The following is a 12,972-nucleotide window of genomic DNA, read 5'->3' as shown; positions in this document are numbered from 1 at the left end:
GGGACAAAAGACCTGTTATTCAACAGGCTCACTGACACATTGCAGTGGGTGGCCCGCCTTGAGGGCGGCGTCAAGCACTTGCTCTACCTTGGTGGCTGCCACATCGCGCGAATAAACGCCGCAGACGCCTTTGCCATCGAGGTGGATCTTCAACATGATCTGGGTGGCAGTTTCGCGGTCTTTACTGAAAAACTCCTGCAGAACCACGATGACGAACTCCATGGGCGTGTAGTCGTCGTTCAGCATGACCACCTGGTACATCTGCGGCGGCTGGGTCTTTTGGGTGCGCCTCTCGAGCACGACCGAACCGCCATCATCCCGCGCAGGCCGGGTCACGGGCGGCGCGGTGGGGGGTGAAGGTGGTTTTGTTGCCATGAAAATCATTCTAGCGACCCGAACAGGGTGCCGCTGCAGGAGAAGCTGGTTGTTGACCAGGTATTTTTCAACCCACGGCTTACAGAAACTTCTGCGGGGAACTCAATCACTCGTACACCACATTGGCGGCACCGGCACCCACTTGGGCGGTCCATGCCGCCAACGCAGCATCGCTGGGGTAGAAACGCGCGTTTTCACCCAGTTGCAACTCTGCCACTGCAGCAGCATCGTCCGACTGGCAGCGCACGCCCATGCGCACGCGCAACCCGTGCACCAACCCCCCTTCGGCGACCTCTTCGCGCAACGGCGGAAACTCGCGTACCAAGCGCGGCACATCTGGCGCCTTATCACCCACAGTCACATGCAGGTATTTGCCAAACCGGCAACGCGCGCCCGCCAGGTCCCACACCTGCTGCACCTTGACGCGCAGACCGCCACTGAAGTGGTCCAGCTGCAGCCGGCCCATCATCACTACAAACTCATCTTCCTTGAGCTGATTGCGGTAGGTATTGAGCAACGCCTCATCGGCAGAAGCCTCAATCACAGCGGACTTGTCGTCCAGCTTGAAGAGTCCCAGCCTCCCGCGTTGCCCGTTGATGACCCGAAAGTCGCTGATGATGCCGGCAAGTACCTGGGGCTCTCGGCTGTCAAGCAGCTCATCGATCTGGGTGCGCACAAAACGGCGCACCTCGGTCGCCACTTCATCAAAAAGATGGCCAGACAGGTAGAACCCGACGGCGGTTTTCTCCAGCGTAAGCCGCTCCTTGATACCCCAGGGCGTTGCGTCCACCAGATCGGGCTCTTGGGTGCTGGAGCCATGGGCATCATCACCCATCATGTCAAACAAGCCGCCCTGATTGACGTTGGCCAGCGTTGCGGCAGCAAAGTCAAAGGCCCGATCAATAGAGGCCACCAGGGCCGCCCGATTGAGATGGATCGAATCAAAGGCACCCGCCTTGATCAGGGCCTCGACCGTGCGCTTGTTCATGCGGGCCTTGTCCACTCGCACGCAGAAGTCAAACAGACTTTTGAAGGGCCCTTTGGTCGAACCCTGGGGGCCTTCACCGCGCCCTTCACGGGCCGCGACGATAGCTTCGATCGCCTGCTGTCCAGTGCCTTTCACCGCCCCCAGACCGTAACGGATGATCTTGTCGGTGACTGGTTCAAACCGATAAAAGCCCCGATTCACGTCCGGCGGCTCGAACGACAGCCCCATCTTGTGTGCATCCTCGAACAGCACCTTGAGCTTGTCGGTGTCGTCCATTTCTACGGTCATGTTGGCGCAGAAAAACTCGGCCGTGTAGTGCACCTTGAGCCAGCCAGTGTGGTACGCCAGCAGGGAGTAAGCAGCCGCGTGTGACTTGTTGAAGCCATAGCCCGCGAACTTCTCCATCAGGTCGAACACCTCGTCGGCTTTCTCCTGGCTGATGCCTTTCTCCGCTGCACCCTTGCGGAAAATGGCGCGGTGTTCGGCCATTTCCTCGGCCTTCTTTTTCCCCATGGCACGCCGAAGCATGTCGGCGCCGCCCAAGCTATATCCGCCCAGCACCTGGGCGGTCTGCATCACCTGCTCCTGGTACACCATGATGCCGTAGGTTTCGGCCAGCACCGGCTCTACCAGCGGGTGGGGGTAGATGACCTCTTCCTTGCCATGCTTGCGGTTCACAAAGCTGGGAATCAGGTCCATAGGCCCCGGCCGGTACAACGCATTCAGGGCAATGAGGTCTTCCAGCCGACTGGGCCGCGCCTCTTTCAACATGCCCTGCATGCCGCGGCTTTCAAACTGGAACACTGCTTCGGTCTTACCCTCAGAGAACAGCCGATAAGTGGGTCCGTCGTCGAGGGGAATATTCTCGAACGCAAAATTCTCCTGGCCCTTGTGCCGCTTCATGATGAACTCGCGCGCAATTTCCAGAATGGTGAGCGTGGCAAGCCCCAAGAAGTCGAACTTCACCAAGCCGATGGCTTCCACGTCGTCCTTGTCATACTGGCTCACGGCGGACTCGCTACCCGGCTGCTGGTACAGCGGACAAAAATCGGTGAGTTTGCCGGGCGCGATCAGAACGCCACCGGCATGCATGCCGATGTTTCGCGTCATACCCTCAAGCTTTTGTGCCATCTCGATGACGGTCTTGACGTCTTCTTCCTTGCGTACGCGCTCGTAGAGCATGGGCTCCAGTTCCAGCGCATAGTTGTTCTTGTCGCCGTCCTTTTTCACCTCAGGCGGATAGGCCAGGGTGTAGGACATGCCAGGCTTGCCTGGCACCAGCTTGGAGATGCCATCACAAAATGTGTAGCTCATGTCCATGACCCGGCCCACGTCGCGGATGGCCGCCTTGGCCGCCATCGTGCCGAAGGTAGCGATCTGGCTCACGGCGTTCTTGCCGTACTTGTCCTTGACGTAGTCAATCACCCGGTCGCGGTTAGATTGGCAAAAGTCGATGTCGAAGTCGGGCATCGACACGCGCTCCGGGTTCAGGAACCGCTCGAACAGCAGGTTGTATTGCAGCGGGTCCAGGTCAGTGATCTTTAGCGCATAAGCGACCAGCGAACCGGCGCCGGAGCCACGGCCGGGCCCCACTGGGCAGCCGTTCTGCTTCGCCCACTGGATGAAATCACCCACGATCAGGAAGTAGCCCGGGAACCCCATTTTGAGGATGGTGCCCAGCTCGAACTCCAGACGCTCGACATAGCGCGGGCGCTCCTTGTCCCTCTCAGCTTCGTTAGGAAAAAGATGTTTCAGGCGCTCCTCCAGCCCTTCGAACGACGCGTAGCGGAAATACTCGTCGATGGGCATGCCGTTGGGCGTCGGAAAATCCGGGAGCTGCGGCTTGCCCAGCACCAGGGTCAGGTTGCAGCGTTGTGCAATCTCGACCGTATTGGCGATGGCCGATGGCAGGTCGGCAAACAAGGCCTCCATCTCCGCCGAGGACTTGAAATACTGGTCGCGGGTGAACTTGCGGACACGACGCGGGTTTGCCAGGATTTCCCCCTCGGCGATACAGATGCGCGCCTCGTGGGCCTCGTAATCATCGGGCTCGGCAAACTGAACGGGGTGGGTCGCCACCACCGGCAGGTTCAACCGGGCAGCAAGCTGAGCGGCTGCCACCACATGGGCTTCATCGTCGTTTCGGCCGGCCCGTTGCAGCTCGATGTAAAACCGGTGCGGGAAAATGCCCGCCAAGCGCAACGCAACGTCGGCGGCACCTGACTCATCCCCCTTCATCAGCGCTTGCCCTACCGGGCCCGCCTGCGCGCCAGACAGGGCAATCAATCCCTCTGACAGCTCTTCCAGCCACGTCCAAGTGCTCAGCGCCAGATTCTTGACGATATTGCGCGTCCAGGCCCGGGCCAGCAGCTCCGACAGATTCAGATACCCCTGGCGACTCTGCACCAGGAGGATAAGGCGCGATGGGACACCTCCCGCCTCGCCTTCAAGAAAGATTTCTGCACCCAAGATGGGCTTGACACCTTTACCTCGCGCTTCCTTGTAGAACTTGATCGCCCCGAAAAGGTTATTGAGATCGGTGATGGCCAGAGCGGGCTGGCCGTCCTTGGCGGCCGCTTTGGCCACCTCGTCGATGCGATTGGTACCGTCAACGACGGAGAACTCGGTGTGCAGGCGCAAATGAACAAACATGCAGGCATTGTAGAAACCCCTGCGACTCTCCAACAGGACTTGCGTCGGCAGCGCCTTGGCGCTGCTGGCGCCACCAGTACAATGCTTTTTCGTGCCCGAAATGGCGCCGAAGGCTTCCGTGACGAGTACGCAGAGCGCACTCCCCTATGACTGAACCCTCGGGCCTTTCTTTGTGCACCTTTTTCCTTCTTTGCTGAAAGCTGCTTGCGATGCTGCGTGCCCCACTGCCCCTTGTTTCCGCCCTGCTGCTGGCTGGTTTGCTGGTTGGCTGCTCCAGCACCACAGTTGATAAAACGGCAGGCTGGAGTCCCAATCGCATCCACTCGGAAGCCCAGGACGAAATGAACAGCGGGGCGTATGACAAGGCCGTTCCTCTGCTGGAAAAGCTGGAAGGCCGTGCGGCAGGCACGCCACTGGCACAGCAGGCCCAGATTGACAAAGCCTATGCCCACTACAAGGCGGGCGAAAAGGCGCAAGCCGTCGCAACGCTGGACCGCTTCATGAAGCTGCACCCTGCCAGCCCTGCATTGGACTATGCGCTGTACCTGAAGGGCCTGGTCAACTTCAACGACAACTTGGGTCTGTTCTCATTTATCTCGCGCCAGGATCTATCAGAGCGTGACCAAAAGGCGGCCAAAGACTCCTTTGAAGCATTCAGCGAACTGGTCACACGCTTTCCTGAGTCCCGTTATGCGCAGGACTCGCGCCAGCGCATGACCTACATCGTCAACTCGCTGGCCCAATATGAAGTGCATGTGGCGCGGTACTACTTCCAGCGTGGCGCCTATGTGGCTGCCATCAGTCGCGCGCAGGTCGCATTGGCAGACTACCAGGGCGTGCCCGCGCTGGAAGAGGCGTTGTACATCCTGATCCAGTCGTACGACGCGCTCGGAATGACCCAGCTGCGAGACGATGCACGCCGCGTGATGGACAAGTCCTACCCTCAAAGCGCCTATCTGAATGGCGGCGTCAAAGGCAAGTCGGATCCGTGGTGGAAGGTTTGGTAAGCGCCATCAGCGCAGACTGAAACTCTTCGAGCGATTCCAGCCTGCGCATGGGGGGCAAAGCTGCCAGCAAGCGCTTGCCATAGCCCATAGTGATGAGGCGCGTGTCGCCCACCACCAAAATACCCCGATCCGCTTCATGCCGGATCAAACGCCCGGCACCCTGCTTGAGTGCCACCGCCGCCTCTGGCAGAGCGTAGGCAGTGAACGCTTTGCCACCGGCCATTTCGATGTGTTGGGTGCGAGCCTCCACCAATGGATCTCCCGGGGGCGGAAAAGGCAGCTTGTCGATAACCACCAGTTGCAGAGCATCGCCTGGCACATCAAACCCCTCCCAGAAGGACGCCGAAGCCACCAGCACACAACCCGGCCGCCCGTGCGATGCCCCCTCGCGAAAACGCTCCATCAGGCGCCGCTTGGGCCACTCGCCCTGCACCAGCACCTCCAACGTGCCTGAAGCCTGCCAACGTGCTTTGAGTGCGTCGCCAATGGTGCGCAAGGCCTTGAGCGTAGTGGTCAGCACCAGCGTGCGCCCGCCCAGCGGCTCGGCGGCCAGTGCAACCCAGTCCGCCACACTACGGCTGTGGGACGGATCTGCAGGCGACGGCAACTGGCGCGGCACATACAAAGCCGCCTGCCGCGCATAGTCGAAGGGGCTGGCCACCCGAAGGATGCGAGCATCCGTGAGCCCAGCTCGTTCGGTGAACCAGGTCAACGCGTCGTCCGCACCGAGGGTCGCAGAGGTGAAAATCCACGCCCTGCCGGCGTTTGAGCCAGGCTCCTCGGGCCAAGCTTCGCCGTCCGAGGTTTCAGCGGGCGACGCCAGAATCCGGGTGCGCATGGCGTCTGCAATGTCCAGCGGGGACTCGATCAGGCGCAACTGGTTGCCCACATCGAGCCAACGCACCGCATCGGCCTGGCACGGGCCTGAAAACCTGGCCAGCCGGGCCAATAGTGCACTGCCCCGTTCGTACAGGCGCTCCAGATCGGGGGACATTTCGCTCACGGTGTCCAGGGCCTCCAGCGCCTGTGCACACGCCAAGGCCAGTGCGCGCAGCGCGGACTGCCATACGGCGCCCGAGACACCTTCGGGAGCCTCCTCCGTCCAGCGCAATCTGCCCCCTCCCGAAATGCCATTCAGTCCCTGGAAAGCAGCGGTGCTCACGACCAGACGGAGGTCCCGTGCAGACAACTCCAGAAGCTGCGCCAGGCCTGTCCAGTCAGCCAGACCGCGCGCATGCTGCAGCCCGGCTATCAAAAGGTCACGGGCAAAGTCCATCCATTGCCCCGTGGAAATCTGCGTACCCAAGAACTGCACGCCAGTCTCATTGATCTGGTGGGCCTCATCAAAAACGACCACACGCACCGTCGGCAGCAACTCGGCCATGCCTGACTCGCGTACCGCCACATCCGCAAAGAACAGATGGTGATTGATGACCACGATGTCCGCCGCCAACGCCTCGCGCCGCGCCCGATGAACATGGCATTCCCGAAAACGCGGGCAGGAAGACCCCAGGCAGTTCTCACGCGTCGAGGTGACCAGGGGGATCACGGGCGATCGCTCGTCCAACCCTGTCAGCTCGGCCATATCGCCGGATACGGTCTGGCGCGACCAGTCCTCCACCTTGGCCAGCACGCGGGCGACGCCTCGGTCCAGAGCCTGAGCATCCTGCCGTGCCTGCTCCATGCGGTGCAGGCACAAGTAGCTGGCGCGCCCCTTGAGCAGGGCCATGCGAACGGGCAGCCCCAGGATGTGCGCCAAGCGGGGCAGATCGCGGGCGAACAACTGGTCTTGCAAGGCCTTGGTGGCCGTAGACAACAGCACCCGCTCGCCACTCAGCAAGGCCGGCACCAGGTAGGCAAAGGTCTTGCCCACTCCAGTGCCTGCCTCCACCACCAGCGCCCCTCCCTCTGTAATGGTCTGGGCCACCGCAATGGCCATCTGGGTCTGACCGTCACGCGGTTGAAAATGCCCATCCGCCCTCGCCAGCACACCATCGGGGGCAAACACCTCGGGCACCATGGCCTCCAGTGACATCAGGCGGGCTCTTGCGGTTGAAGTTGCCGCTCCAGCCGCTCCATCGCGTCACGCAACACGAGTCGGCGCTTTTTGAGACGGCGCAGGGTGAGTTCGTCGGGTGCCGCTTCGGGCTTACACCGGTCGATGAGTGCGTCGAGATCGGCATGTTCCATGCGCAGCTCGATCAACTGACGGTGGGGAGAGTGCAGGCTGGGTTTCAAGGCAGGAGGCCATGGGCATGGCAAAAATGCCACAGGCGGGCGGATAATACGCGCTTGGCCCGCTTTCCACGACAGGCGTTCGCGTAGGCGCCCCCACAATCTGCAGCATGACCAAAGCGTTTCGCCTCATCGCCTCCACCGGCATCCACAAGGGTGACCGCGAATACCAGCAAGACCAGGTGGCCCTGATCTCCCACGAGCGGCACAACGGCTGCGTTCTGGGTGTGGTTGCCGACGGGATGGGCGGCCGCAGCGGGGGGCGCAAAGCATCAGACCAGGTCATGATGACAGCACGACAACTGTTCGAGCGGTACTCGCCCGACACCGATGACCCGGTGGCAATGCTCAAGAACATGGTTGAAGAGGCCCACATCGTTATCCGGTTGACGGCCATATCGGCAGAGCAGGAACCTCACAGCACCATCGCTGCGTTTCTCATCAATCCCCGGGGCGACTGCCATTGGGTGCATGCGGGCGACTCGCGCATCTACCACTTTCAAGGCTCACGGCTGGCATTCCGCACCAGCGACCACTCTTATGTGCAAGCCCTGGTGGACCGGGGTGAGCTGACGGAAGCCGAGGCCAACAACCATCCTCATTCCAACATTCTGGTGGGTTGCCTTGGCACAGAGAGTGACCCGCCCATCACTACCCACGTCATTCCGCAACTTCAGCCGGGCGATGTCTTGCTGGCCTGCAGCGATGGGGTTTGGCACTACTTTTCTCCCACCGAACTGGCATCGGTGGTCGATTCGCTGTCGCCCCGCGAAGCGACGGAGTTCCTGATTGAAAAAGCCCGCTCCCGGGCACGCGGAGGCGGCGACAACCTGTCGCTGGTGGTCGTCAAGATCGAAGCCCTGGCCGAAGAGAAAAAGATTGCTCGCCTGACGCCGCTGGACACGGGTCGGCCCTGAGGGCCTTGTCTGCACCACCCATCGGTGTATCGACGGGTGAACGCGAACCCATCGAACAACCACCAGGTAGTCGCCGCTACCCTAGCGTCAACCACTCAGCCACTGATTGCTTGGCTCAGAGGCCCTTCCAAACTCAGCGAGGCGCAGAAGCAGCAGGCGCTGGCAAGGGCGCTGCAGGCTTGCGGCCCTGAGCCAGGGCATCAGCTTGAGATTTTTCGACCCGCGCGCGGCGCTCCTCCGCCGCTTGGAGCGCCTGGGTATGTTTGGCACGCGATTGGGCAGCGCGCTCGGCAGTCCCCGCAGCGCGGGCCGCCTGTTCACTGGCCTGAACCTGGGCACGGCTATTTTGTTGCTGCGCGCGTTGGTGTGCGTCCTGGTCCCGCTGTGCCTTGGCAACATCCGGATCGGCGGATGGCTTGCGAACCTGCGCGTCAGCGCGTTTGCTCGCTGGCGGTACGGCCATTTGCTTGTCTTCAATGGCCCGCAGGCGCTCCACCGCTTTCTCCCTGCGCTCGGCATCGTTGAGTTCAATTTCCTGCGCACGCAATCGGTCGTGGGACTCCCGTGCCTTGGCACGTACGCCGCGCAAGCAATCCTCCACAGCAAAGCGTTGGTAGCACACTGCCTCATCCTGCTGCCGCCGGGCCGTCAGTGCCTCGCGCTCCATTTTGATTCGGTCACGCTCCACTTTGCGATGTGCAGCGGTCGACGCGGATGCGGCATCTACTTCTACCCCCGTCGCGGCCCGGGCCGGGGCTACCAGCACAGGCAGTATTGAGCAAGCCAGCGCCAGCACTACCGCCAAAAAGCGACCACCGGTCTTGTTCATGTCAACCCCGTATCCACCATGCGGCGCTCCAGCGCCAGAAACTCCTTGGACTGCATCTCGTTGAGCCGGGACACTGTGCGCGGAAACTCGTGAGCCAAAGGCCCTTCGGTATACAACTGCTCGGGCGGTACAGCCGCCGACAGGATGAGTTTGACCCGGCGGTCGTACAGCACATCCACCAGCCAGGTAAAGCGCCGCGCAGGCGACGCCATGCTCACAGGCATGTAAGGAACATCGGACAGCAACACCGTGTGGAACTGCGTCGCAATTTCCAGGTAGTCGTTTTGCGACCGAGGACCACCACACAGTGTCTTGAAGTCAAACCACACCACCCCGCCAGCCTTGCGGCGGGCGCGAATTTCGCGCGCCTCGATATGCAGCACGGGGTCTTCATCGTGCACTTCAGCGAGTTGGTCGAACGCCTGGTTCATCTCGGCATCCGCCTCTGCGCCCAGTGGCGTGTGATACAGCTTTACGTGCTCCAGCGTACGCCGGCGGTAATCGGTGCCATTGTCCACATTGACCACCTCCAGCCGCTCATTGAGGAGTGCAATGGCGGGCAAGATGCGGTCCCGATGCAAGCCACCGGGGTAAAGGTCGTCAGGCTTGAAATTGGAAGTGGTCACGAAGCCGACGCCGTTGTCGAACAACGCCACCAGCAATCGGTGCAGGATCATCGCGTCCGTGATGTCCGCCACATGAAACTCATCAAAACAGATGAGCTTGTAGCGCTTGGCAATGCGCTCGCCCAACACATCCAGCGGATTGACCGTGCCCTGAAGGGCCGCCAGTTCGCGATGCACCTCACGCATGAATTCGTGAAAGTGCAAGCGCACCTTTCGCCTCAGGGGAACAGCGTCAAAAAAGCACTCCATCAAAAAGCTCTTGCCGCGCCCCACCCCGCCATACATGTAGACACCGCGGGGAATCTCCGGGCGGTTGATCAGCTTCTTGATCGCGTTGGAGCGCCGAGCCTTGTACTGGGCCCACTCGTCAGCACAGCGCTGCAGGGCTTCCACTGCTCGCAGCTGGGCGGGGTCGCTTTGATAGCCTTTGGCGGCCAGCTCGGCCAGGTAAGCCTGTTTGACGGTCACTTTGCGGTTGCTCTGATACTACAAAATTGATAGCTACAAGCGCATGTTAATCATGCGCTTGTAGCCGATTGAGACCCAATATCAGAAGTTCAGCGTGCGCTTGTCCACCGCCAGCGCTGCTTCCTTGGTGGCCTCGCTCAAGCTGGGGTGCGCATGGCAAATGCGTGCGATGTCTTCGCTGCTGGCCTTGAACTCCATGGCCACAACGGCCTCGGAGATCAGCTCGCTGGCCTGTGGGCCCACGATGTGCACACCCAGGATCTCGTCGGTCTCGGCATCCGCCAGCATCTTGACCATGCCGGTGGTGTCGCCCAGCGCACGTGCGCGGCCATTGGCCAGGAACGGGAAGCTGCCCGCCTTGTACTTGACCCCATCGGCCTTGAGCTGCTGCTCAGTGCGGCCCACCCAGGCGATCTCGGGGCTGGTGTAGATGACCCAGGGGATGGTGTTGAAGTTGACATGACCATGCTGGCCGGCAATGCGCTCGGCCACGGCAACGCCCTCTTCCTCGGCCTTGTGGGCCAGCATAGGGCCGCGCACCACGTCGCCCACCGCCCAGACGCCGGGCAGATTGGTCTTGCAGTCAGCATCCACCACGATGGCGCCGCGCTCGTCGAGCTGCAGACCCACCGCTTCGGTGTTCAGGCCAATGGTGTTGGGCACGCGGCCGATGGAGACGATGAGCTTGTCCACGTCCAGCGACTGGGCTTCGCCCTTGGCGTTGGTGTAGGCAATGCTTACACCCTTTTTGCCGGTCTTGATCTCGCCGACCTTCACGCCCAGCTCGATCTTCAGGCCCTGCTTGTCGAAGGCCTTCTTGGCTTCCTTGGCGATCTGCTCATCCACCGCGCCCAGGAAAGTGGGCAGACCTTCGAGGATGGTGACTTCAGCGCCCAGGCGGCGCCAGACCGAGCCCATTTCCAGGCCGATCACTCCCGAGCCGATGAGGCCGAGCTTCTTGGGCACTGCGCCAACGCGCAGCGCACCGTCGTTGGACAGCACCAGTTCTTCGTCGAACGGCGTGCCGGGCAGCGCACGGGCGTTGGAGCCGGTGGCGATGATGATCTGCTTACCGGTCAGCGTCTCTTCAGCGGCACCTGCCACCTTGATCTCGTAGCCGCCTTCGGCAGCCTTCACGAACGAGCCACGGCCGTGGAAGAAGCTAACCTTGTTCTTCTTGAACAGGTACAGGATGCCATCGTTGTTCTGCTTCACGACGGTGTCCTTGCGGGCGATCATCTTGGCCACGTCCATCTTGACGCCGGTGGCTGTGATGCCATGGTCGGCAAAGTGCTTGTTGGCATGCTCGAAATGCTCGGACGACTGCAGCAGCGCCTTGGAGGGGATGCAGCCAACGTTGGTGCAGGTGCCACCGGGTGCGGGGCCGCCCTTCTCGTTCTTCCACTCGTCGATACAGGCAACGTTGAAGCCCAGCTGGGCGGCGCGGATGGCGGCGATGTAGCCGCCGGGGCCACCACCGATGACGATCACATCAAATTGTTTGCTCATGGGAAATCTCGTTAAGTCAGTTGGAGAAAGACCCACCGGCGGGCAGGACCAGAGGCCGGGCCACGCGGGTGGGTCGATGGAGTCAGGGGATCAGATGTCGAACAGCAGGCGCGATGGGTCTTCCAGCGCGTCCTTCATCGCCACCAAGCCCAGCACGGCTTCGCGGCCGTCGATGATGCGGTGGTCATAGGACATGGCCAGGTAGTTCATCGGGCGGATCACGATCTGGCCGTTTTCGACCACGGCGCGGTCCTTGGTGGCGTGCACGCCCAGGATGGCCGACTGGGGCGGGTTGATGATGGGAGTGGACAGCATGGAGCCGAACGTGCCGCCATTGGAGATGGAGAACGTGCCACCGGTCATTTCTTCAATGCCCAGCTTGCCTTCGGCAGCCTTCTTGCCGAACTCGGCGATCTTCTTCTCGATGTCGGCGAAGCTCATTTGGTCTGCATTGCGCAGGATGGGCACCACCAGACCACGGGGCGAGCCCACGGCGATACCGATGTCGAAGTAGCCGTGGTAGACGATGTCGTTGCCGTCCACCGAGGCGTTCAGCACAGGGTACTTCTTGAGGGCATGCACAGCAGCCTTCACGAAGAAGGACATGAAGCCCAGCTTGGTGCCGTGCTCCTTGGTGAAGCTGTCCTGGAACTTCTTGCGCAGGTCCATCACCGGAGCCATGTTCACTTCGTTGAACGTGGTCAGGATGGCGTTGGTCGATTGCGACTGCAGCAGACGCTCGGCCACGCGGGCACGCAGGCGGCTCATGGGCACGCGCTGCTCGGGGCGGCCGCTCAGGTCCTCCTTGCCAGCGGGCGCTGCCACCTGGGGCAGTGTCTTGGAAGGCACACCGGTGGGGATCACGCTGGGGGCTGCCACGGCAGCCTTGGCGCCACCGGCCACAGCGGCCAGCACATCACCCTTGGTCACACGGCCATCCTTGCCCGAACCGGCCACGGCCGACACAGACAGGTTGTTGTCGGCGAGCAGCTTGGCAGCGGCAGGCATGGCCACATCGCCCTTGGAGCCACCGGCAGCGGCAGGGGCAGCAACAGGCGCTGCGGCGGCAACTGGAGCTGCTGCCGGAGCAGGAGCCGCGGCACCAGCCTTGCCTTCGGTGTCGATCTTGGCGATGAGCTGGTCGGCAACCACCGTGGCGCCGTCGCCCTGGATGATTTCAGCCAGCACGCCAGCGGACGGTGCGGGCACTTCGAGCACAACCTTGTCGGTTTCGATCTCGATCAGGATCTCGTCCACGGCCACGGCCTCACCGGCCTTTTTCTTCCAGGTCAGCATAGTGGCTTCGGCCACGGATTCGGACAGCTGGGGGACTTTGACTTCTACGATAGCCATATCAATTCTTTCG

The 12,972-nt window shown here is 61.6% G+C and carries 10 protein-coding genes; 2 read left to right on the top strand and 8 right to left on the bottom strand.

Annotation, left to right across the window (positions count from 1 at the left end):
- Positions 1-15 precede the first annotated feature (15 nt).
- Positions 16-384, bottom strand: coding sequence for an ATP-dependent Clp protease adapter ClpS (gene clpS, locus ASD75_RS07660; protein ID WP_015013909.1), 369 nt, complete (start codon positions 382-384; stop codon positions 16-18).
- Between the two features lie 97 nt (positions 385-481).
- A complete protein-coding gene (gene dnaE / locus ASD75_RS07655) occupies positions 482-4,015 on the bottom strand; it encodes a DNA polymerase III subunit alpha (protein ID WP_056744464.1) in 3,534 nt (1,177 codons plus the stop codon).
- Between the two features lie 209 nt (positions 4,016-4,224).
- On the opposite strand from dnaE, the gene ASD75_RS07650 reads away from it, so the two are divergent.
- Positions 4,225-5,022, top strand: coding sequence for an outer membrane protein assembly factor BamD (locus ASD75_RS07650; RefSeq protein ID WP_056744462.1), 798 nt, complete (start codon positions 4,225-4,227; stop codon positions 5,020-5,022).
- Here ASD75_RS07650 and ASD75_RS07645 read toward each other — a convergent pair.
- The gene (locus ASD75_RS07645) at positions 4,985-7,057 is read right to left on the bottom strand and encodes an ATP-dependent DNA helicase (protein ID WP_056744460.1); all 2,073 of its coding nucleotides are present in this window, start codon (positions 7,055-7,057) and stop codon (positions 4,985-4,987) included. The genes ASD75_RS07650 and ASD75_RS07645 overlap by 38 nt on opposite strands.
- A complete protein-coding gene (locus ASD75_RS23250) occupies positions 7,057-7,260 on the bottom strand; it encodes a YdcH family protein (RefSeq protein WP_108499247.1) in 204 nt (67 codons plus the stop codon). The genes ASD75_RS07645 and ASD75_RS23250 overlap by 1 nt, the downstream gene beginning before the upstream one ends.
- Before the next feature lie 107 nt (positions 7,261-7,367).
- Between ASD75_RS23250 and ASD75_RS07640 the strand changes: the two genes are divergently transcribed.
- The gene (locus ASD75_RS07640) at positions 7,368-8,174 is read left to right on the top strand and encodes a PP2C family serine/threonine-protein phosphatase (RefSeq protein ID WP_056063373.1); all 807 of its coding nucleotides are present in this window, start codon (positions 7,368-7,370) and stop codon (positions 8,172-8,174) included.
- Between the two features lie 133 nt (positions 8,175-8,307).
- Here the strand turns inward: ASD75_RS07640 and ASD75_RS23245 are convergent, their stop codons facing one another.
- The 4 genes from ASD75_RS23245 to odhB form a co-directional block, all read right to left on the bottom strand.
- Positions 8,308-9,003: a hypothetical protein gene (locus tag ASD75_RS23245; protein WP_082564937.1), complete on the bottom strand. Its 696-nt coding sequence runs from the start codon at positions 9,001-9,003 to the stop codon at positions 8,308-8,310.
- A complete protein-coding gene (gene zapE, locus ASD75_RS07630; protein ID WP_056744456.1) occupies positions 9,000-10,097 on the bottom strand; it encodes a cell division protein ZapE in 1,098 nt (365 codons plus the stop codon). Before zapE ends, ASD75_RS23245 begins: the two co-directional genes overlap by 4 nt.
- A gap of 81 nt (positions 10,098-10,178) precedes the next feature.
- Entirely contained in the window at positions 10,179-11,606 is a 1,428-nt protein-coding gene (gene lpdA / locus ASD75_RS07625) for a dihydrolipoyl dehydrogenase (protein WP_056744454.1), read from the bottom strand.
- 90 nt (positions 11,607-11,696) lie between these two features.
- Entirely contained in the window at positions 11,697-12,959 is a 1,263-nt protein-coding gene (odhB, locus tag ASD75_RS07620; RefSeq protein WP_056744452.1) for a 2-oxoglutarate dehydrogenase complex dihydrolipoyllysine-residue succinyltransferase, read from the bottom strand.
- Positions 12,960-12,972 lie beyond the last annotated feature (13 nt).

The sequence above is a fragment of the Acidovorax sp. Root568 genome (assembly GCF_001427445.1).
Taxonomy (GTDB): Bacteria; Pseudomonadota; Gammaproteobacteria; order Burkholderiales; family Burkholderiaceae_C; genus Acidovorax; species Acidovorax delafieldii.
Note: the sequence above shows the minus strand (reverse complement) of the source record. Positions and strands in the feature narration are given on the sequence as shown.

Bases quoted from the DNA above. Each gene is read 5' to 3' on its own strand.
- clpS (WP_015013909.1), bottom strand. From the start codon at position 384: ATGATTTTCATGGCAACAAAACCACCTTCACCCCCCACCGCGCCGCCC.
- dnaE (WP_056744464.1), bottom strand. From the start codon at position 4,015: ATGTTTGTTCATTTGCGCCTGCACACCGAGTTCTCCGTCGTTGACGGT.
- ASD75_RS07650 (WP_056744462.1), top strand. From the start codon at position 4,225: ATGCTGCGTGCCCCACTGCCCCTTGTTTCCGCCCTGCTGCTGGCTGGT.
- ASD75_RS07645 (WP_056744460.1), bottom strand. From the start codon at position 7,057: ATGTCACTGGAGGCCATGGTGCCCGAGGTGTTTGCCCCCGATGGTGTG.
- ASD75_RS07640 (WP_056063373.1), top strand. From the start codon at position 7,368: ATGACCAAAGCGTTTCGCCTCATCGCCTCCACCGGCATCCACAAGGGT.
- ASD75_RS23245 (WP_082564937.1), bottom strand. From the start codon at position 9,003: ATGAACAAGACCGGTGGTCGCTTTTTGGCGGTAGTGCTGGCGCTGGCT.
- lpdA (WP_056744454.1), bottom strand. From the start codon at position 11,606: ATGAGCAAACAATTTGATGTGATCGTCATCGGTGGTGGCCCCGGCGGC.
- odhB (WP_056744452.1), bottom strand. From the start codon at position 12,959: ATGGCTATCGTAGAAGTCAAAGTCCCCCAGCTGTCCGAATCCGTGGCC.